This is a genomic window from Nocardioides convexus, assembly GCF_011090295.1.
This window is the reverse complement of record NZ_JAAMYA010000001.1, coordinates 4,312,614-4,332,873: the sequence shown is the minus strand read 5'-3', so window position 1 is coordinate 4,332,873 and position 20,260 is coordinate 4,312,614. Positions and strand designations below refer to the sequence as shown.

Annotated in this window: 15 protein-coding genes, 6 pseudogenes and 1 riboswitch; of the genes and pseudogenes, 5 read left to right on the top strand and 16 right to left on the bottom strand. The window is 73.5% G+C overall.

What is annotated here, in order from left to right:
• Position 1 precedes the first annotated feature (1 nt).
• From ilvD to G5V59_RS38180, 4 genes and pseudogenes are all read right to left on the bottom strand, one after another.
• Positions 2–1,855: pseudogene (gene ilvD, locus G5V59_RS32015) on the bottom strand (dihydroxy-acid dehydratase).
• Positions 1,856–1,921: 66 nt separating this feature from the next.
• A complete protein-coding gene (locus G5V59_RS32010; RefSeq protein WP_278259142.1) occupies positions 1,922–2,368 on the bottom strand; it encodes an SRPBCC family protein in 447 nt (148 codons plus the stop codon).
• A 9-nt stretch (positions 2,369–2,377) separates the two neighbouring features.
• Positions 2,378–3,166 carry an exo-alpha-sialidase gene (locus tag G5V59_RS32005; protein ID WP_341351081.1) on the bottom strand — a complete coding sequence of 263 codons (789 nt, stop codon included), beginning with the start codon at positions 3,164–3,166 and terminating at the stop codon, positions 2,378–2,380.
• A complete protein-coding gene (locus G5V59_RS38180; RefSeq protein WP_341351080.1) occupies positions 3,099–3,461 on the bottom strand; it encodes a hypothetical protein in 363 nt (120 codons plus the stop codon). The genes G5V59_RS32005 and G5V59_RS38180 overlap by 68 nt, the downstream gene beginning before the upstream one ends.
• Positions 3,462–3,543: 82 nt before the next feature.
• Between G5V59_RS38180 and G5V59_RS32000 the strand changes: the two genes are divergently transcribed.
• The 4 genes and pseudogenes from G5V59_RS32000 to G5V59_RS38175 all read left to right on the top strand — a co-directional run bounded on the left by G5V59_RS32000 (position 3,544) and on the right by G5V59_RS38175 (position 6,827).
• Entirely contained in the window at positions 3,544–4,854 is a 1,311-nt protein-coding gene (locus G5V59_RS32000) for a hypothetical protein (protein WP_278259141.1), read from the top strand.
• Positions 4,851–5,672 carry an alpha/beta fold hydrolase gene (locus G5V59_RS31995; RefSeq protein WP_278259140.1) on the top strand — a complete coding sequence of 274 codons (822 nt, stop codon included), beginning with the start codon at positions 4,851–4,853 and terminating at the stop codon, positions 5,670–5,672. The genes G5V59_RS32000 and G5V59_RS31995 overlap by 4 nt, the downstream gene beginning before the upstream one ends.
• Positions 5,669–6,442, top strand: a pseudogene (locus G5V59_RS31990) (PQQ-dependent sugar dehydrogenase); the annotation flags it as partial. The gene G5V59_RS31995 and the pseudogene G5V59_RS31990, both read left to right, overlap by 4 nt.
• The gene (locus G5V59_RS38175; protein ID WP_341351349.1) at positions 6,330–6,827 is read left to right on the top strand and encodes a PQQ-dependent sugar dehydrogenase; all 498 of its coding nucleotides are present in this window, start codon (positions 6,330–6,332) and stop codon (positions 6,825–6,827) included. The pseudogene G5V59_RS31990 and the gene G5V59_RS38175, both read left to right, overlap by 113 nt.
• Here G5V59_RS38175 and G5V59_RS31980 read toward each other — a convergent pair.
• The 7 genes and pseudogenes from G5V59_RS31980 to G5V59_RS31950 form a co-directional block, all read right to left on the bottom strand.
• Entirely contained in the window at positions 6,824–7,438 is a 615-nt protein-coding gene (locus tag G5V59_RS31980) for an ECF transporter S component (RefSeq protein ID WP_341351348.1), read from the bottom strand. The two genes, G5V59_RS38175 and G5V59_RS31980, sit on opposite strands and share 4 nt — an antisense overlap.
• Positions 7,439–7,871: 433 nt before the next feature.
• Positions 7,872–9,155: pseudogene (locus G5V59_RS31975) on the bottom strand (ATP-binding cassette domain-containing protein); the annotation flags it as partial.
• A 94-nt stretch (positions 9,156–9,249) separates the two neighbouring features.
• A complete protein-coding gene (locus G5V59_RS31970) occupies positions 9,250–10,356 on the bottom strand; it encodes an energy-coupling factor transporter transmembrane protein EcfT (protein ID WP_278259139.1) in 1,107 nt (368 codons plus the stop codon).
• Between the two features lie 29 nt (positions 10,357–10,385).
• Complete coding sequence (locus G5V59_RS31965) at positions 10,386–11,234, bottom strand: hypothetical protein (protein WP_278259138.1); 849 nt, start codon at positions 11,232–11,234, stop codon at positions 10,386–10,388.
• 2 nt (positions 11,235–11,236) lie between these two features.
• Complete coding sequence (locus G5V59_RS31960; RefSeq protein ID WP_278259137.1) at positions 11,237–12,022, bottom strand: hypothetical protein; 786 nt, start codon at positions 12,020–12,022, stop codon at positions 11,237–11,239.
• Between the two features lie 4 nt (positions 12,023–12,026).
• Complete coding sequence (locus G5V59_RS31955; RefSeq protein ID WP_278259136.1) at positions 12,027–12,713, bottom strand: hypothetical protein; 687 nt, start codon at positions 12,711–12,713, stop codon at positions 12,027–12,029.
• A 67-nt stretch (positions 12,714–12,780) separates the two neighbouring features.
• A riboswitch (cobalamin riboswitch) is annotated at positions 12,781–12,924 on the bottom strand.
• Positions 12,895–13,209, bottom strand: coding sequence for a hypothetical protein (locus G5V59_RS31950; RefSeq protein ID WP_278259135.1), 315 nt, complete (start codon positions 13,207–13,209; stop codon positions 12,895–12,897). It overlaps the preceding riboswitch by 30 nt.
• Before the next feature lie 80 nt (positions 13,210–13,289).
• On the opposite strand from G5V59_RS31950, the gene G5V59_RS31945 reads away from it, so the two are divergent.
• Positions 13,290–13,745, top strand: coding sequence for a hypothetical protein (locus G5V59_RS31945; protein ID WP_278259134.1), 456 nt, complete (start codon positions 13,290–13,292; stop codon positions 13,743–13,745).
• Between the two features lie 97 nt (positions 13,746–13,842).
• On the opposite strand, the gene G5V59_RS31940 is transcribed toward G5V59_RS31945, so the two are convergent.
• The 5 genes and pseudogenes from G5V59_RS31940 to G5V59_RS31920 all read right to left on the bottom strand — a co-directional run bounded on the left by G5V59_RS31940 (position 13,843) and on the right by G5V59_RS31920 (position 19,832).
• On the bottom strand, positions 13,843–14,067 hold the full coding sequence (locus G5V59_RS31940) for a hypothetical protein (RefSeq protein WP_278259133.1): 225 nt from the start codon (positions 14,065–14,067) through the stop codon (positions 13,843–13,845).
• 176 nt (positions 14,068–14,243) lie between these two features.
• Positions 14,244–15,716: pseudogene (gene gatB / locus G5V59_RS31935) on the bottom strand (Asp-tRNA(Asn)/Glu-tRNA(Gln) amidotransferase subunit GatB); the annotation flags it as partial.
• Positions 15,713–17,237, bottom strand: a pseudogene (gatA, locus tag G5V59_RS31930) (Asp-tRNA(Asn)/Glu-tRNA(Gln) amidotransferase subunit GatA). The pseudogenes gatA and gatB, both read right to left, overlap by 4 nt.
• Before the next feature lie 9 nt (positions 17,238–17,246).
• Positions 17,247–17,548, bottom strand: a pseudogene (gatC, locus tag G5V59_RS31925) (Asp-tRNA(Asn)/Glu-tRNA(Gln) amidotransferase subunit GatC).
• 10 nt (positions 17,549–17,558) lie between these two features.
• The gene (locus G5V59_RS31920) at positions 17,559–19,832 is read right to left on the bottom strand and encodes a glycosyltransferase (RefSeq protein ID WP_278259131.1); all 2,274 of its coding nucleotides are present in this window, start codon (positions 19,830–19,832) and stop codon (positions 17,559–17,561) included.
• Positions 19,833–20,260: the final 428 nt, after the last annotated feature.

The window sequence follows — 20,260 nt, the reverse complement described above, 5'->3', positions numbered from 1 at the left end:
CTCAGTCCGGGACGCGGCGGTAGGCACCGTCGGAGGCGGCGGTCGCCATGGAGGCGTAGGCCCGCAACGCCGCGGAGACCGTGCGCTGCCGGTCGAGCGGGGTGTAGGGCTTGTCGCGCTTCTCCTGCAGCACCCGGCGCTCGGACAGCGTGTGCTCGTCGACGTCGAGGTGGATCGTGCGGTTCGGGATGTCGATCGAGATCGGGTCGCCGTCCTCGATCAGCGCGATCGTGCCGCCGCCGGCCGCTTCGGGCGAGATGTGCCCGATGGACAGCCCGCTCGTCCCGCCGGAGAACCGGCCGTCGGTGATCAGCGCGCACTTCTGGCCCAGCCCGCGGCCCTTGAGGAAGGCGGTCGGGTAGAGCATCTCCTGCATGCCGGGGCCGCCCTTGGGGCCTTCGTAGCGGATGACCACGACGTGGCCCTCCTGCACCTTCTTGCCGAGGATGCCCTCGACCGCGGCGTCCTGTGACTCGAAGACGATGGCCGTGCCGTGGAAGACCAGGCTCTCCTCGGGGACGCCGGCCGACTTCACCACGCAGCCGTCGACGGCGACGTTGCCGGTGAGGATCGCCAGCCCGCCGTCCTCGGAGTAGGCGTGCTCGAAGTCGCGGATGCAGCCCTCGGCGGCGTCGGTGTCGAGCGTGCCCCAGCGGTTCTCGGTGGAGAACGGCTCCGTCGTGCGCACGCCACCGGGTGCGGCCTGGAAGAGCTCCAGCGCCTCGGGCGAGGGGTCCTCGCCGCGGATGTCCCACTTGCCCAGCCAGTCTGTCGAGGTCGGGCGAGTGCACCGAGTGGACGTCCTCGTGCAGCGCGCCACCGCGGCGCAGGCTCGCCGAGCAGTGCGGGGATGCCGCCGGCGCGGTGGACGTCCTCCATGTGGAACTTCGGCGAGTTCGGGGCGACCTTGGACAGGCAGGGCACCCGGCGCGAGATCGCGTCGATGGCGTGCACGTCGAAGTCCAGGCTCGGCCTCGCGGGCCGCGGCCAGCAGGTGCAGCACCGTGTTGGTGGAGCCGCCCATCGCGACGTCGAGCGCGACGGCGTTCTCGAACGCCGACCGGCTGGCGATGTTGCGCGGCAGCACCGACTCGTCGTCGTCGCCGTAGTAGCGGTTGCAGAGGTCCATGACGACCCGGCCGGCCTCCTCGAAGAGGGCGCGGCGCTTGGCGTGCGTGGCCAGGGTCGAGCCGTTGCCCGGCAGGGGACAGGCCGATCGCCTCGGTCAGGCAGTTCATCGAGTTCGCCGTGAACATGCCCGAGCACGAGCCGCAGGTCGGGCACGCGGAGCGCTCGATCACGTCGAGTCTGCTCGTCGCTGACCGCCTCGTTGGCCGAGGCCACCATCGCGTCGACCAGGTCGAGCTTGGAGTGCACGACCCCGTCGATCGCGGTCGTCTTGCCGGCCTCCATCGGCCCGCCGGAGACGAACACGACGGGGATGTTGAGCCGCAGGCTCGCCAGCAGCATGCCGGGGGTGATCTTGTCGCAGTTGGAGATGCACACGATCGCGTCCGCGCAGTGCGCCTGCACCATGTACTCCACCGCGTCCGCGATCAGGCTCGCGGCTCGGCAGGGAGTAGAGCATCCCGCCGTGGCCCATCGCGATCCCGTCGTCGACGGCGATCGTGTTGAACTCCTTCGCGACGCCGCCGCTGGCGACGACGGACTCCGCCACGATCTTGCCGAGGTCGCGCAGGTGCACGTGACCGGGGACGAACTCGGTGAAGGAGTTCGCGATGGCGATGATCGGCTTGCCGAAGTCCGAGTCGGTCATGCCGGTCGCACGCCACAAGGCGCGCGCCCCGGCCATGTTGCGGCCCGAGGTGGATGTCGCGGAGCGAAGGGTGGGCATGGGACAAGGCTACGCCTGCCGGACCAGCCCCCGGATCGACCGCCTCGCAGGTGGAACGGTGGCGGCTCAGGCCTCCGCGGCCGCCTTGAGCGAGGCCAGGCCCTTGGTGAAGTCCTTGCCGATCGCCTTGTCGAAGAACAGCCGGCCCATCACCGCGAACGCCAGGTTCCGCTCCCCGCGCATGGTCCAGGCCACGTGGGTGCCCGCGCCCGCCGGGGTCAGGTCGAAGACGACCTCGTTGCGCGCCTTGAACGGCTTGAGGAACTCCAGGTCCACCGTGATCCGCTCGGGCGTGATCGAGGTGAACGTCATCGAGCCCTGGCCGGCCTTGCTGTTGCCCGACCAGGCGTAGCGCGCACCGACGCCCGTGCTGTCGTACGTGCGCTGCAGGTCGGGGTCCAGGCCCTCCCACGGCGACCACTTGACCCACTCGTGGAAGTCGTCGATCAGCGCGTGGACGACCTCGGGAGACGCAGCGATGGTCGTCTCGTGGGTGTGGGAGAAGGCGGGCATGCCCGCACCCTAGGCGACGCCGACCTTCACCGACATCACGTCGGGCAGGTCCGCGGCGATCTGGCGCCAGGACTCGCCGTCGTCGGCGGAGGCCCAGACCGAGCCGTTGCGGGCGCCGAAGTAGAGCCCGGCCGGGTCGCCGGAGTCGACGCAGAGGGCGTCGCGCATGACACCGACGTAGAACGCGTCCGGCAACCCCTCGCCGTACGACGCCCAGGACTCCCCCGCGTCGTCGGAGCGCCACACCCGAGCCTTCGCCTCGGGCGGGTAGCGGCGCTCGCCGCCGCCGAGCGGGAACACCCAGATCGTGTCGGGCCGGTGCGGGTGCACCACGATCGGGAAGCCGAAGTCGCTCGGCAGGTCGTCGCCGATCGAGGTCCACGAGCCGCCCTCGTCGTCGGAGCGGTAGACGCCGCCGTGGTTCTGCGCGTAGAGCCGCTCGGGGCGCGAGGGGTGCCGAGCCACCTTGTGCACGCACTGGCCGAACTCGGGGTAGCGCTGCTCCTCGGGCAGGAAGTCGGCCCGGATGCCCTGGTTGCGCGGCGCCCAGGACGCGCCGCCGTCGGTGGTGCGGTAGACGCCGCCGGTGGAGATGGCGACGGTCAGCGAGTCCGGGTCGGCGGGGTGCGGGAGCACGGTGTGGAAGGCCTGTCCCCCGAAGCCGGCATCCCACCGGGGCCGGTGCGGGTGGTTCCACAGGCCCTCCTCGAGCGCGAAGGACGCACCGCCGTCACGGGAGGTGAACACCGCGCCCGGCTCGGTGCCGGCGTGCAGCACGCCCTCCTCGACCCCGGGCACCAGGCTGCCAGATCCGCTCCACGCTGGCGCCCGCGCCCTCGGGGAACCGGATCGCGCCGTTCGGCGTCTCCTGCCAGGCTCGCACCGAGGTCGTCTGACCAGCGCAGCCTGCGGGCCCAGCCAGGCTCGACGAGGCACCGGCGAAGAGCCGGGGCGTGCCGCCACGGGTGTCGACCAGGCAGGAGTAGACCTCCTCCATGTCGTGGTGCGGCCCGGTGAAGGTCCACTCGTCGCGGTCCGGGGAGGTGCCCACCCACAGCCCCTTGCGCGTGCCGACCATGAGGATCGTCGTCATCCCAGTCTCCTGTCCGTCGCCTTCTCCCAGGATGACCCCGCCCGGGACCGGAAGTCATCGGTCGGGCGCCTAGGTTGTCGGGATGACCCCCACGCACCGGCCCTCGCTGCCCACCGCGGTCGGTCTGGTGCTGGTCGGCGTGGCCTCGGTGCAGGCTCGGCGCCGGCTTCGCGAAGCCTGCTCTTCTCCGACATCGAGCCCGACGGCGTGGTCTGGCTCAGGCTGGCAACCAGCGCCGTCGTGCTGCTGGTGTGGGCACGGCCCCGGCTCAGGGGGCCGCTCGCGGGCGGACTGGTGGGTCGTCGTCCGGTACGGCGCCTGCCTGGGCACCATGAACTGGGCGATCTACCAGTCCTTCTCCCGGATCCCGATCGGCGTCGCGGTGACGATCGAGTTCGTCGGCCCCCTGGTGCTGGCCGCCGTCGGCTTCCGCCGGCCCCGCGACCTGGCGTGGGTGCTGCTCGCCGCGGTCGGCGTGGTCCTGCTCGGGTTCGAGCACGGCCACCTCGACCCGGCCGGGATCGGCTTCGCGCTGCTCGCGGGGGCGGCCTGGGCGGGCTACATCCTCTCCAGCGCCGCGACCGGGGCCCGCTGGCAGGGCATCGACGGGCTCGCGGCGGCGGCCCTGATCGCGGTCGTCCTGGTCTCCCCGCTCCTGGTGACGGTCGACGGCGGCGACCTGGCCGACTCGCGCATCCTGCTCATCGGGGCCGCGGTCGGCCTGCTCGACTCGGTGGTGCCCTACAGCGCCGAGTCTGGTCGCCCTGCGCACGCTGCCGGCGGCGACCTTCAGCGTGCTGCTGAGCCTGGAGCCGGCCGCGGCCGCGCTCGCCGGGCTGGTCGTGGTCGGGGAGGACCTGGCGCCCGTGCAGTGGCTGGCGGTCGGCTGTGTCGTGGTCGCCAGCGTCGGCGCGACCCGGGCCACCCGGCAGCCGATTCACCCAGATGTCACCCCGGAGTGACCCGGGGCACACCACCGGCTCCTAGCGTGGGACCTCCCACCCGCCACCGCCCCGGAGGCGTCACCATGTCCCTTCTCTCCCTGTCCCGCGCCTGGGCCCACGACACCGAGCACCGGGCCCAGGCTGAAGGCCCGCCGCAACGCGATGATCGCGCTGACGGCCTGCACCCGGCGCCGTGCCGAGCGGGAGGAGGTGGAGCGCTTCCTGGCCGAGCGTGCAGCCACCTCCGCCGCGGCCCGGCGCGACGCCCCCGTCTCGCTCCGCGCCTAGCCGCGAGGCCCCGCACGCGCGGGTCGGGCAGAATCAGGGCATGGCGACCCCTGCTCCCCGCCCGCCACAGGTCGTCCGGACGACGTCCCTGGCCTTCCGCGACATCCTGTCCGACGACGGCACCCACGTCCGGGCCTGGACCAACGACCCCGACGGGGTGATCGACGGTCCGACCGTGGTGCTGTGCAACGGCCTCGGCACCAACGCCTACCTGTGGCCGTGGCTGCTGGACCCCGAGTGCGGTGTCCGGATCGTGTCGTGGAACCACCGCGGCGTCGGCGGCTCCGAGCGCCCCCGCGACAGCAGGCACGTCGAGATCGAGCACTTCGTGCAGGACGGCCTCTCGGTCATGGACCACTTCGGGATCGACCACGCGGTGCTCATGGGCTGGTCGATGGGCGTCAACACCGCCTTCGAGCTCGCCTACCGCCACCCCGAGCGGGTGCGCGGGATCTTCGCGATGTGCGGCGTCCCCGGAGACACCTTCGCCACCATGCTCGCGCCCTTCCACCTGCCCCGCTTCGTGGCCCGCGCGATCACCGTCAACGCCTGCCGGGTCGCCGCGCACGCCGGCCTGGTCGCCAACCCGATCGCCCGGCGCCTGCCGATGGGCCCGCGCACCGTGAGGCTGCTCGGCCACACCGGCTTCATGTTCCCCGTGCCCGACCCCGACGCCGCCGCGATCGGCCTCCAGGAGTTCGTCACCACCCCGGTCGACTGGTACGCCCGGCTCGCCATCGCCACCTCGCGCCACACCCGGGTGCGGCTGAGCAAGATCGACGTGCCGACGATGTTCGTCGCCGCGACGTACGACGTCCTGGCCGGTGCGCGGGACATGGCCACGGCCTCCCGACGGCTCGCCGAGCGCGGCGTCCCGTCCGAGTACGTCGAGTCTGCGCGGCTCCCACTTCGTCCAGGCTCGAGCAGCCCGAGCGGGTGCACCAGACTGCTGCTGGACTTCCTCGAGGGCATCGGATGAACCGCCGCTCGGTGGCCGGTCTGCTCGTCGTCGGGCTGCTGGCCGCCGGGTGCGGCCAGGGTGGCAACGAGTCGCGGATCGAGGTCGCCGGCACCTCCGCGCCGACCGGGAGCACCGCGGACGGCGCGAGCACGGTCGTGATCGACGGCGTGCCGGACGTCGTGGCGACGATCGCCACCGGCCTGGCCACCCCGTGGGGGATCGGATTCCTGCCCGACGGCAGCGCGATCGTCACCGAGCGCGACTCCGCCCGGGTGCTGCACGTGACCCCGCCGCCGCTCACCGACGGCACCTCGAAGCAGCAGGGCGAGGTCGTCGAGCTCGGGAGGATCCCGCAGGCCGACCCGCAGGGCGAGGCCGGCCTGCTCGGCGTCGCCGTCTCCCCCGCCTTCGCCAGCGACGGGCTGCTCTACTTCTACGTCAGCACCGCCGAGGACAACCGCGTCGTGCGCGCGCGCCTCGACGGCGAGAGCCTGGGCACGCCCGAGCCGGTGCTCACCGGCATCCCGGCCGGGCTGCGCCACGACGGCGGCCGGATGGTCTTCGGGCCCGACGGCTATCTCTACGTCTCCACCGGCGAGACCGGCGACGACCGCCTGGCGCGCGACAGGAAGTCGTTGGCCGGCAAGATCCTGCGGATCACCACCGACGGCAAGCCTGCTCCCGACAACCCGTTCGGGACGGCGGTGTGGTCGTGGGGCCACCGCAACGTGCAGGGCCTCGCCTTCGACCCCGACGGCTCGCTGTGGGCCACGGAGTTCGGCGACAAGAAGGCCGACGAGCTCAACCGGATCCTGCCCGGCGAGGACTACGGCTGGCCGGTGGTCGAGGGCTTCGGCGGCGCGAAGCGGTTCACTCCCCCGCAGCCTGACCTGGAAGACCTCCGAGGCCTCGCCCTCGGGCCTGGCGTACGCCGGCGGGTACCTCTGGATGGCCGCGCTCCGCGGCGAGCGGCTGTGGCGGATCAAGGTGGCGGGCGGCCAGGTGAGCGACCCGACGGCGTACTTCACCGGCGGCGAGGGCGACGAGGGATACGGCCGGCTGCGCACCGTCGTCGCCGCGCCGGACGGACGGCTCTGGCTGACCACGAGCAACAAGGACGGCCGCGGCACGGTCGGTGCCGACGACGACCAGATCCTGCTGATCGACCCCTAGCCCCGGTCAGGCGCCGGAGTGCGCGTGATCCGCGCCCGCCGCGAGGCCCGGCGCAGGGTGGTCAGCACCGCCGGTCCGAGCAGGGCGATGGCGAGCGCGTTGGTGATCGCCCGGCCGGTGTCCCAGCCGCCGGTGGAGGTCAGCACCGTGTAGACCAGGAAGTGGTGCAGGTTCTCCAGCACGGGCGCCCCCGGTGCGTACGACACCGCGGTCGAGTCCTGCCCCGGCACCTGCACGCCGGCGATGAACGGCCAGCCCTGGAGGTTCATCAGCAGCCCGTAGAGGTAGGCCGACAGCACGCCGTACGCCGCCAGCAGGACGATCTCCGCGCGCCCGGTGAAGCGTCGCGGCAGCAGCCCGGCGCCCATCCCGACCCAGCCCGCGACGAGCATCTGGAACGGCAGCCAGGGGCCGGCCCCCGCGGTCATCAGTGCGGAGGCGAACAGCGAGGTGCAACCGAGCACGAAGCCGAAGCCCGCGCCGAACACGCGGCCGCCGAGGATCAGCAGGAAGAAGACGAGCTCCAGGCCCGCCGTACCGGCGCTGAGGAGGCGGAGCACCGCGTTGACGGCGCTGAGGACGCCGAGCAGGGCGAGCACCCGCGCATCCATGCCGCCCTCGCTCAGGCTCGGCGGCGACCACCGCGAGCAGCAGCGGCAGCAGGGCGAGGAAGAGGAACGGCGGGTCGACGCGCTGGGCGCTCGGGTCCACGTCGAGCAGCAGCGGCCAGGCCAGCATGAGCAGGCCGATCACCGAGGTGAGCACCAGGACCACCCGGGAGCGGGCGGCGAGCGGGACCGCGACGCCGTCGCTCATGGCTGCTCCAGGGCGGCGGCGACCTCGGCGACCGTGAGCCAACCCGGTCCGAGCACCTTGGTGACCTGGGGCGCGAAGGCCGGGGACGCGGCGACGGCGTCGGCGACCGGGCCGTGGGTGACCACCTCGCCCTCGGCCAGCACGACCAAGCTCGTCGGCGACCTGCGCCACGAACTCCACGTCGTGGGTCGCCACCAGCACGGCCCGTTCGGCGGCGTGCTCGGTGGCGAGGTCGCGGACCACGGCGGCGAGGGCGTGCTTCGCGGGGTAGTCCAGTCCGCGGGTCGGCTCGTCGAGAAGCAGCACCGGCGGCCGCGCGGTGAGCACGATCGCGACGGCCAGCGCGAGCCGCTGACCCTCGGACAGGTCGCGCGGGTGCCGGGTCTCGTCGATACCGGGAGCGAGCCGGTCGAGCAGGTCGCGGCAGGTGCCGTCGGCGGCATCGGCCGACCGGTCCGCGACGGCGCACTCCTCGGCGACGGTCTCCAGGTAGAGCAGGTCGGCCGGGCTCTGCGGCACCAGCCCGGTCGTCGTACGGCGCTGCTCGGGCCGCAGCGCCGCCGGGTCCTGGCCGGCGACGCGCACCGTGCCGCTCGACGCCCGGTGGCGGCCCTGGAGGGTCCACAGCAGCGTGGACTTCCCTGCGCCGTTGCGGCCCATCAGCGCGGTGACCGTGCCGGGCCGCAGGGTCAGGTCGACCTCGCGCAGGACGGGCGTCCGGCCGTGGCTGACGACGAGCCGGCGGGTCTCCACGAGCGGGGCGGCGGCGGGCGGCACCGGGCGGAGCGGCGGACCGGGCAGCCGCTCGCGCAGCGCGGGCGCGCGGCGGCGGGCATCGCGCACCGTCAGCGGCAGCGGGTCCCAGCCGGCCAGCCGGCCGAGCTCGACCAGTGGTGGTGCGGTCGGGGCGTCGCGCAGCACCTCAGCGGGGTCGCCGACGCGCAGCCGCCCACCCGGCTCGAGCACGCAGAGCCGGTCCGCGAAGGGCACGACCCGCTCCAGCCGGTGCTCGGCGAGCAGCACCGCGACGTCCGGGTCGTGCACCAACCGGGTGAGCGTGGCGAGCACGTCCTCCGCGGCGGTCGGGTCGAGCGCGGAGGTCGGCTCGTCGAGCACGAGCAGTCGCGGGTGGGTCGTCAGCACGGCGCCGATCGCGACCCGCTGCTGCTGGCCGCCGGACAGGGTGCGCAGGTCGCGGTGCCGCAGGCTCGGCGATGCCCAGCAGGTCGAGGGTCTCCTCGACCCGGCGCCGCATCGTCGCCGGAGCGAGGCCCAGCTTGCTCCATGCCGAAGGCCAGGCTCCTCCTCGACCGTGTCGGTGACGAACCACGCGGGCGGGTTCTGCCCGACGTACCCGACGGCGTGGGCGCGCTCGCGGGCCGGCAGCCCGATCACGGTGGAGCCGTCGAGCAGCACCTCGCCGCTCAGCACGCCACCACTGAAGCCGGGGACCAGTCCGGCGACGACGCCGAGCAGGGTGGACTTGCCGACGCCGGTGGGCCCGGCCAGCACGACCAGACTCACCGGGGTCGAGGGTGAGGTCGACACCGTCGAGGACGGGGATGCCGTGCTCGTCGTAGGCGAACCGGACGTCGCGCAGGCTCGATCACGGCGCGCTCACCGCCTCCCTGCTGTGCTCCCGGCTGTGCGCGGTCAGCGGCGGCGGGGCCACCCAGACCGGCAGCACCGCGACCAGGACGGCGACGAGGGCGAGCGGCGAGATCGCCGGTACGCCGGCGACACCTGGGTAGGCCACGTCGGGCTCCCAGCGCTGGACCGCCCACAGGCCCGCACCGGTGGCGAGCCCGGACAGCGCGACGGCGATCTCCGCGGGCCGCCAGCGGTCCGGCCGGTAGCGGGTGCGCTCGACCCGGCGCCCGGCCGAGACGAAGCCCGCCAACGCGACGACGGTGCCGAGGAGCAGCATCGGCAGGGCGAGCAGCCGCGGCGCGGAGGCGTCGAGGAAGGCGTAGACCCCGACCACGACGCCCAGCAGGCCGGCCACCATCAGCCCGCCCGTCGTACGGCGCTGGGCGGGTGTCGCCGCGCCACTGCGGCCGTAGCCGCGTGCGTCCATCCCGGCGGCCAGGGCGAGCGAGCGCTCGAAGGCGTCCTCCAGCACCGGCACGAGGACCCGGCGCAGGCCGCGGACGCGCCCCTCGGCTCCCCCGCGCAGGCTGCTGCGCGGCCCGCACCCGGGCGGCGCTGTCGGCGAGCCTGCGGCAGCACGTTGATGGCGACCGTCATCGCCGTGCCGATCTCGTAGAGGGCGGGCGGCAGCGACTTCATCAGCCGCTTGGGGTTGGCCAGCGCGTTGGCGGCGCCGACCGCGATGACCAGGGTCGAGAGGCGCAGTCCCTCGTAGGTCGCGGCGAGCAGGCTCCTCGCGGGTGAACGGCCCGAGCAGGTCGATCCCCGCCACCCAGTCCGGCAGCGGCACCGAGGGCAGGGTGAAGAGCACGTGACCCGGCACGTCACCGCCGAGCAGGACCCGGAACACGATCCGGATCACCACCAGCACCACGCCCAGCCAGACGTAGAGCCGGAACGAGCGCGCCCACGGCTGGTCCGAGCGGCAGGTGAGGACGCTCAGCGTGATCGCGCCGAGCAGGAGGGCGAGCAGGAAGGGGTTGGTCGTGAACGACGTACCGACCGCCAGTCCCAGCGCCCAGACCCACCAGGCGACGGGATGCAGGTCCCGCGGGATCCTCATCGCCGTCCGTCAGCCCAGCCGGCGCCGGATCAGCGGTACGGCGCCGGCCGCGCCCAGCACGACCGCGCCCGTGCCGACGCCGATCCAGGTGCCCAGGGAGGAGTCTGTCGTCCTCGGCGTGCGCGGTGTCGGTCTCCGGGCCGGCGGTGATCTCCGCGACCTCCGGCAGCGCGCTGCTGCTCGCTGCGCCCGGCGTACCCGTCGTGGGAACGGCCGTCGTCGTCTTCGGCGTGGGCTTCGCGGTCGGTGTCGCGCTCGGTGTCGCGCTCGCCGCGGCGCTCGAGGCTGTCGGCGTCGCGGACGGGGCCTGCTTCGGCCCGCCCGCGGAGCCACCGGTCTTGGCGCCCTGGGTGGCCTTGGTGCTCGGCGCGGACGAGGGCGTCGGGGTGGCCTTCGGCACCCGCGGGGTCGGTACGGCGTCCGGCGGGCTCGCCTGGCCGGCGCCCTGGTGCCAGGCGAAGGCGACGTAGCCACCGGCGGGGACGCGCAGGCTGGTGACGCCCCGGGTGGCGAACGTCCACCTCCCACTCTTGCCGTCGGAGACCCACAGGCTCCAGAAGGCGTCCGTGGCCGCGCAGTCGCGGTCGGCCGGCTGGCTGTTGATCTGGCAGGTGAAGCCGGGGTCGGTCGCCCGCGGGGTGAGGGAGAAGCCGGCGTTGGCGAAGTTGTCGACGGCGCGCGCGCCCGGCTGGCTGTCGCAGCCGACCTGGACCTCCGCGCCCGCCGGCAGGCTCGTTGAAGTCCACGACGACCGTCACGCCGGTCGCGCCCGGGCAGGCGCCGCCTGCCGCGGAGGCGGGCGGCGGTGAGAGGAACGCCAGCCCGGCCGCCGCGAGGACGCTCACGGCGACCGGCCCGAGCAGCCGGGTGACCCGCACGGTCAGCGCACCACCCGGAAGGTGGTCGCGCCGCGCCGGTTCGAGAACTGGCCGAGCACGACCACGCTCTTGACGCCCTTGACCCGGCCGACCCGGAAGCTCACCCGGGCCACGCCGGTCGAGGTGGCGGTGGCGGTGCGGATCGCGCGGCCGGCGTACCGGACGGTGAAGCGCTCACCCGGTGCCAGGCCGGTCACGGTGACGACCTGCAGGCCGCCACGCTTGACGCGGAGGGTGCGCAGGCTTCGGGCGGAAGGTCTTGGCACCCAGCGACTTGATGGTGGTGGTGACGCCGCCACCGAGCCAGCGCAGGGCGAGGACCCGGTTGCCCGTGGTGGCCGGCAGCCTGCACGGTGGAGTAGCCCGGACCGGCGATCGTCCGGGCGTTGCCGAAGCCGGCGAGGCAGGCACTCTGGCCGGCGCGCAGGCCGGTCGCCCGGACGGTGACGGTGGTGCCGGAGCGGACGTAGCCGGTCGGGCCGTAGACGCGGCCGCTGACCGGGTTGCCGAGGTAGGCCAGGCCGGCGAGCGCCTGTGCGCTCGGCCAGATCCACTGGTAGCCGCGGTCCGCGGGGTCGATCTTGCCGGCGGTGCGCGCCTGCTTCAGGTCCTCGTCGCCGTAGGCGATCGCGCCGTGCTCGCTGTCGAGCGGCGAGGCGCACCCGGTCACCCGGACCAGGCTGGCGCGCCGCGACGTACGACGCCGCCTTGGCCGCCGCAGGGCGCCCGGCCTCGCCGAGCGCCCACGCCACCAAGCCGGTGCTCTGGGTGTTGATCGGGGTCCACATCGACTCACCGATCCCGCCGTCGGGGGCAAGGCTCGCTCTCGAGCCACCCCACGGCCTTGTCGATCGCGTCGGACACCTGGGGGTCCTCGTCGAAGGGCAGCAGGGCCAGCACGGCTCGCGCGGTGGTGTCGTAGTCGGTGCCGTCGCCGCACGCCACGCCGTAGCCCCAGGCGCCCGAGGTGCACTGGTCGGCGCGCAGGTAGCCGGCCGCAGCCGCGTCCTCGGCGTTGCCCGCCGCGTGCAGCGCGGAGACGCCCCAGACCTGCTGGTAGGCCTGACCGCCGTCGAACTTGCCGGTGGCGTCGGTGGCGTCCGCGACCGCCTGGACGAAGCCGCTGTCGGCGCTGCCGACCTGGGCCTGGAAGGTGACGACCTCGGCGACCAGGGTCGGGCTTCCGGCGGCGATGTCGGCGTGCTTCGTCTCGATCCCGGCGCCGAGCCTGGGCGAGCAGACTCGGGGGTGTCGGTGCCGCTGGCCAGGGCGCTGAGCCCGAAGTCGACGGTCTGGCCGACGTTGCCCGACAGCAGGCCGTCGACGAGCCTGGGCCTTCAGCCAGGCGGTCGTCGCGGCCGCCTCGGGCGACGGGTTGTCGGCGGCGTGGGCCGCCGGGCTGGGGCCGGCGAGGGCCAGGCCGGAGGCGACGAGCGCTCCGCCGGCGAGCAGGGCGCCGGCGCGCGTACGGATCGACATGAGGGTTCCTTCCCGCTGCAGGCAGCGGGCGCCGGGGAGACCGTCGACCGCTGCGTCCACGACAGCGTGGTGTCAGGACGTCCGGTGCGGGTGCTCCGGCTCGCCACCCTCGAGATGGCCTACGGTTGCGGGTCAGCGCCGGACTTCGACCGGCTTCCCCCACCACGGACGCGTGGTGAGTCTATCCCGCGCAGCGTACCTTTCGCACGCCCCGCCGGCCCCATCCCGGCCGAATCAGGCGGTCAGCAGCGACCGCGGCTCCTCCCGGGTGAGCCGCCAGCCGGCCCGCGACTCCAGCACGGGGAGGCTGGTGGCGAAGGCGCCGGTGAACCGGGTCAGCGCCAGCCGTACGTCGGCGGCGGTCATCGTGAGGCCGACGCTCCCCAGCAGCGTGAGCAGACTCGGCGTCGAGCAGGAGGAAGACGAGCGCCGGGTCCACCGCGATCAGCGGCACCACGGCGACCAGGCCGAGGACGAGCAGGGCGCGGCGCTTCATCTCTCGATGATGTCCCACAACTTTCCGGCGAAACCCAGCGTCTGTCTGGGAGCAAGCACCTCCTCTCGGAAGGCAGAACCATGAACCGTCATCTCGCATCGCTCGGCGCCGCCGGTCTCGTCGCCGCCGCCTCGATCGTCCTCGGCGCCGCACCGGCGCCCGCCGCCCCGACGTACCAGGGCCGGGTGGTCGCCAGCGGTGGCGTGGTCCAGCGAACGGCCCCCTCCACCCACGTCGGTACGACGGGCGCGGGCATCCGCAAGGGCGCGGTCGTCACCCTCGACTGCCAGGCTCAACGGCACCGTGGTCGGCGGCAACCAGCGCTGGTACAAGATCCACGGCCGCGACGCCTGGATCGCGGCCCGCTACGTGCAGAACATCGGGCGCGCGCCGGTCGCGTGCACCGGTGGCCAGTGGGCCTACCGGGCCCGGACCGGGGTCAACATCCGCCGCGGCCCGAGCACCCTCGACGCGCGGATCGGCTCGCTGCCGCGCGGCGCCGAGGTGCTCAGCCGCTGGGTGACCCGGCGCGGTGAGTCGCAGGGAGGCAACCGCACCTGGGTGGCGGTGGAGACCCCGAACGGCAACCGTGGCTGGATCTCCGTGACCGGGCTGCGCGAGACGACCTGAGGCTCAGCGGTACTGGAAGTAGTAGTAGCCGTTGCTCTGGCGGTAGCAGCTGCCGACGTAGCTGAAGCCGCCGTCGTGGACGTAGGTCAGCCGGCTGCTGTTGCGACTCGACAGCGAGCCGTAGGGGCCGGCGACGTAGTTGGCCGCGGACGCGGGCGCCGCACCGGCGAGGGCGACGCCTCCGGTGAGGGCGATGCCGGCGAGGGCGGTGACGATGGTGCGCTTCATGTTGTTCCCCTGTCTCTGGTGAGTCCGGGTACTTCCCGAGGCCAGCCACCGTGGCACGGGGCGCCCCGGGCCACCACCGGTGCACGCACGAAGGGCGCGGATTCCGGACGTCTGTCCGGAATCCGCGCCCTCCACGGTGGATCCTCTTGACTACGAGAGCCTTCTCCAGGATCAGGCTCGCGCACCCGGGCGGCGTCGGCCTGGCCGCGGGTGGCCTTCATGACCGCACCGATGACGGCACCCGCGGCGGCGTGGTTGCCGCCGCGGATCTTCTCGGCGATGTCCGGCTGGGCGGCCAGCGCGTCGTCGATCGCGGCGAGCAGCGGGCCGTCGTCGGAGACCAGGGCCAGGCCGCGCTTCTCGATGACCTCGGCGGCGGTGCCCTCGCCGGCGATGAGGCCGTCGAAGACCTGGCGGGCGAGCCTTGTCGTTGATCGTCTTGGCGTCGACCAACGCCTGCACCTCGGCGACCTGCTGCGGCGTGACACCGACCTCGGCCAGGCTCGACGCCCGCGTCGTTGGCACGGCGCAGCAGGTCCGCGACCCACCACTTGCGCGCGGACTGCGGGGAGGTGCCGGCAGCGACCGTCGCCTCGATCAGCGGAAGCGCACCGGAGGCCCACACGTCGCGCATCTCCAGGTCGGAGAAGCCGTACTCCTCCTGCAGGCGGGCCCGCTTGGTGGCGGGGTTCTCCGGCAGGGTGGCGCGCAGGCTCCTCGACCCACTCCCGGCTGGGAGCGACGGGCACCAGGTCCGGCTCGGGGAAGTAGCGGTAGTCCTCGGCGTCGGACTTCTCGCGGCCCGAGGAGGTGGAGCCGTCGTTCTCGTGGAAGTGCCGCGTCTCCTGGAGGACCGAGCCGCCGGCCTCGAGGATGCCCGCGTGGCGCGACATCTCGTAGCGCACCGCCCGCTCGACCGAGCGCAGCGAGTTGACGTTCTTGGTCTCGGAGCGGGTGCCGAGCACGTCCGAGCCCTTCGGGGCCAGCGAGAGGTTCACGTCGGCGCGGATCGAGCCCTGGTCCATCCGGGCGTCGGAGACGCCGAGGGCGACGATCAGGTCGCGGATCGCCGAGACGTAGGCCCTCGCGACCAGCGGCGCCTTCTCCCCCGCCCCGAGGATCGGCTTGGTGACGATCTCGATGAGGGGGATGCCCGCCCGGTTGTAGTCGACCAGCGAGTAGTCGGCGCCGTGGATCCGGCCGTCCGAGCCACCGACGTGGCTCGACTTGCCGGTGTCCTCCTCCATGTGGGCGCGCTCGATCTCGATCCGGAACGTCTCCCCATCGACGTCGACGTCGAGCCAGCCCTCGAAGGCGATCGGCTCGTCGTACTGGGAGGTCTGGAAGTTCTTCGGCATGTCCGGGTAGAAGTAGTTCTTCCGGGCGAAGCGGCACCACTCGGCGATCTGGCAGTTGAGCGCGAGGCCGATCCGGATCGCCGACTCCACGGCCTTGCCGTTGACGACCGGCATGGCGCCCGGGAGGCCCAGGCAGGTCGGGCAGACCTGCGTGTTGGGCTCGCCGCCGAAGGTCGCCGGGCAGCCGCAGAACATCTTGGTGTTGGTGTTCGACTCGACGTGGATCTCCAGGCCCAGCGCGGGGTCGTACGCCGCCACGACGTCGTCGAAGGGAACGAGCACGTCGCTCATCGGGTACCTCCCAGGTCCGGGGCCTGCGCAAGGATGGGGCCGCCCCAGCGGGCGGTCAGCGCGGTCTCGACGGCCGCGCCCACCCGGTAGAGCCGGTCGTCTGCGAGCGCCGGAGCCAGCACCTGGAAGCCGACGGGCAGGCCGTCCTCGTCGGCGAGCCCGGCCGGGACCGAGATGCCGGGGACGCCGGCCAGGTTGGCCGGGATGGTGGCCAGGTCCTGCAGGTACATCGCCAGCGGGTCGTCCAGGCTTTGTCGCCCAGCGCGAAGGCCGTGGTCGGCGAGGTCGGCGAGACGAGCACGTCGACCTGCTCGAAGGCCGCGGCGAAGTCGCGGGAGATGAGCGTGCGGACCTTCTGCGCCTGGCCGTAGTAGGCGTCGTAGTAGCCGCTGGACAGGGCGTAGGTGCCGATCATGATCCGGCGCTTGACCTCGTCGCCGAACCCGGCGTCACGGGTGGCCTTCATGACCGCCTCCGCGCTCGGGTCGCCGTCGGGCACGACGCGCAGGCCGTAGCGCATGGCGTCGAACTTCGCGAGGTTCGAGGAGCACTCGGCCGGCAGGATCAGGTAGTAGGTCGCCATCGCGTGCACGAAGGTCGGGCAGGAGATCTCGGTGACCTCCGCGCCCAGGCTCCTTCAGCAGGTCCACGGTCTCGGCGAAGCGGGCCATCACCCCGGGCTGCCAGCCGTCGCCGGCCAGGCTCCTTGATGACGCCGACCTTGAGGCCGGCGAGGTCACCGGTCGCGCCCTGCTGGGCGGCCTGCACGTAGGCGCCGACCGGTACGTCGACCGAGGTCGAGTCGAGCGGGTCGTGCCCGCCGATCAGGCTCGTGCAGCAGCGCCGAGTCGAGGACGGTGCGGGTCACCGGACCGACCTGGTCGAGGCTGTTGGCGAGCGCGACCAGGCCGTAGCGGGAGACCCCGCCGTAGGTCGGCTTGACGCCCACGGTGCCGGTCACCGCGCCGGGCTGGCGGATCGAGCCGCCGGTGTCGGTGCCCAGGGCCAGCGGCGCCTCGAAGGCCGCCACCGCCGCGGCCGAGCCGCCGCCGGACCCGCCGGGGATCCGGGTCTGGTCCCACGGGTTGCGGGTCGGGCCGTAGGCGGAGTGCTCGGTGGAGGAGCCCATCGCGAACTCGTCCATGTTGGTCTTGCCGAGGATCGGCAGGCCGGCGGCCTTGACCTTGCGGACCACCGTGGCGTCGTACGGCGGCACCCAGCCCTGGAGGATCTTGGACCCGCACGTCGTGGGCAGGCCCTCGGTGGCCAGCACGTCCTTGACCGCGATCGGCACGCCGTCGAGCAGGTGCCGGGTCTCACCCGCGGCCCGGCGCGCGTCGGACGCGGCCGCCTGCGCGAGCGCACCCTCGGCGTCGACGTGGAGGAAGGCGTGCACGCCGGACTCGGCGGAGCCGTCGACGGCCGCGATGCGGTCGAGGTGGACCTGGGTCAGGCTCGACCGAGGTCGTCTCCCCGGACGCCAGCGCGTCGGCCAGGCTCGGCGGCGGTCTTGGTGATCAGGCTCGTCGCTCACTGCTCCTCCCCCAGGATCCGCGGCACCCGGAAGCGCTGCTCCTCGGCCTCCGGGGCACCGGCGAGCGCCTGCTCGGCGGTCAGCCCGGGCACCACGACGTCCTCACGGAAGACGTTGGTGAGCGGGATCGGGTGCGAGGTCGGCGGTACGTCGTCGCCGGCCACGCCGCTGATCGAAGCGACCGCCTCGAGGATCACGTTGGTACTGCGGAGCCAGGTGGTCCAGACTCGGCGTCGTCGAGGTCGATCCGGGCGAGGTCGGCCAGGTGGGCCACCTCGTCGCGGGAGATCTGAGCCATGCCGATCATCTTAGGGTTCGGGACACTCCCTAGAATCCGGCGGGTGCACGCCCCTGACTCCTCGCCATCGCGGATCCCGCAGCGCGCGCTGGTCGCGGGCGGCCCCGCCACCCTGCTCGACGACGTCGCCGCCCGGCTCGCCGCGACGCTCGACGTGCCTCTCGTGCCCGCCGACGGGCTCGCCGACCACACCGAGGTGCAGGCCCTCGCCGACTTCGACGGCTGGGTGAGCACCGCCGAGCAGCACGCCGACCGGGCCGCGCTGCTCCCCCGGACCGAGGTGGTCGTGGTGGTCCTGGCCGAGGAGCCCGGCACGCTTCGCAGCCTGGTGCGTCGTACCGTCCGGCGGATCCGGGCCGAGGACGCCACCGTGCCGGACCTGGCCTGGGTGGACCTGGTGGCGGCGACCTACCCGGACGCCGAGGTGGTCCGCCTGGTCGGTGCCGAGGCGATCGAGGCCTGGCTCTCGCGGCTGGTCTGACCTCAAGGGCTCAGGGGCGCCCGCCGCTACGGGTCGGACTGGGCTTGGCGGTGGGCTTGCCCGTGGCCGCCTGGGACGGCTTGGCCGTCGGCCTGCCCGTGGCGGGCGCTGTCGGCGTGGCCCGAGTCGTCGGTGTCGTCCGGACGGTCGGCGTGGACCGCGGGGAGGCGGTCGGGGCCGCCGTGCCCGGCCGGACGGTGGTCGCGGTGGTCGGCCGGGCGGCCGGTGGGCTCGACGGGGCGCCCGCGGCGGCGCTCGCCGTGACCGCGGGAGCCTCCGTCGAGGCCGACGACGGGCCGGTGGTCGCCTGCGTGGTCCCGGTCGTGGGCGTCGCGGGGACCTCGTCGGCGACCCGGTCGCCGGGGCGGGTGACATCCTCGATCGGGTTGCCGATCTCCGGGAGCCGCGGCCCCTGGACCGGCGCGGCGAAGCAGACCAGGGCCACCAGCACCGCGCCGGTCGCGACGAGGACGAGCCCGCCGCGCCGGGCACTGCGCCCGCCCCACGAGGCGACCGCCTCGCGCCGCCGGCGGCGCAGGCTCCTCGGGCAGGTCCGAACGAATCGCGGCGAGGCTGTTGACCGGGGCCGACAGGTAGCCGGCGGCATGCACGAGGAGCAGGACCGCCACCGCGGCCGCCGCGGCCTGTGCGCGAGCCGCCACCGCACCGGCGACGACCAGGCAGACCAGGCCCAGGCCGAGCTCGAACCGGTTGCCACGCAACGCGTCGCGCCAGCCCAGGCTCGCCCTTCACCTTCGGCGTGCGCAGGAAGACTCCCTCGCGCGCCGTCAAGCCCCGGAACGACGCCAGGGCCACGGTCCGGCTCAGCGCCAGCCAGATGCCGAAGGCACCCAGCGACTCGCCCCACCCCGCCCCGCTGGTACGGCGCACCAGGGCCAGCGAGCGCAACGCACCGAGCACCACCAGCACCAGCACGCAGGCGACGAGCAGGCCCGACATGCGGCGAACCACCAGCCCACTGCCGAGCACCAGGTCCGCCGCGCCCACGAGCAGGAAGCCGGTGAACAACACCGATGCCAAGTCGCCGAACCACTGCAGACCACCCACGAAGTAGGCCCAGCGCTGGCCGAGGTCGAGCCGGTTCCCCGTCGTACGAGGGCCGGGAAGCAGGGAGCGCCAGTGCATCCGCAGGATCTGCACCCCGCCGAAGCACCACCGGAAGCGCTGCCGCTTGAGCGCCTCGAAGGTCAGCGGCATCAACCCGCGACCGAACGAGCGGTCGACGTGCAACCCGCGGCCGCCGTCGCGCAGCAGGCGCAGGGAGAGCTCGGCGTCCTCGGTGATGCACCACTCGTCCCAGCCGCCCGCAGCCTCCATCGCAGAGCGCCGGATCAAGCCCATGGTGCCCCCGAAGATGGCACCGTTGCGCTCCGCGCGGGAGCGCTGCGAGACGTCGAAGAAGTAGGCGTAGGAGCGGTAGAGCCGCCGGAAGTAGGGTGCGACGTCCCAGTCCCGGTAGTCCTGCGGGGTCTGCACGAAGGCGACCTCGGGATCTGCGAACAACGGCGCGCAGCGGGCCAGGAAGTCGGGGTCGACCACGTAGTCGGCGTCGACGATGCCGATCACCTCAGCGCGCGGATCGCTGACGCGCAACGCCTCGTTGAGCGCGCCACTCTTGAAACCCGGCCAGTCGGCCAGGTGCAGGAAGCGCACCCGGTCCCGGCCGCGGCACCACGCCTCGACCGGGCCCCACAGGAGCGGGTCGTCGGTGTTGTTGTCGACCACGAGCACCTCGTAGTCGTCGTACTCCAGGCGGAGGAGGGCTTCGAGGGTCGCGATCACCAGGTCCGGCGGCTCGTTGTGGGTCGGCACGTGCAGGGACACGAAGGGCCGGTGACTGCCGGGAACGGCATCGGCGGAGACGTCCGCCGACGACCAGGTACGACGAGCGAGGACGTCCACCAGGCTCCCAGACGTAGCCGGCGCCGATCAGCAGCATGAAGGCCTCGAGCAGCAGCAGGACGATGCTGGCACCCGTCCCGGCGACGCCGAGGTCCGTCGTGGCCGTCCAGTGCACGACGTAGGCCAGGTAGGCGATCGCGACGTCGATCGTGAGCGTCCACGCGACCAGCCCGCGCGTGGCCCAGTGTCCCGCGACCGGCACCCAGAGCAGCACGGTGGCGCCCAGGAGCACCGCGAACACCGTCGCCGTCACGGGCTCGAGACCCACCAGGGCAGCAGAACCGAGGCCGGCGACGGCGACCACGCTC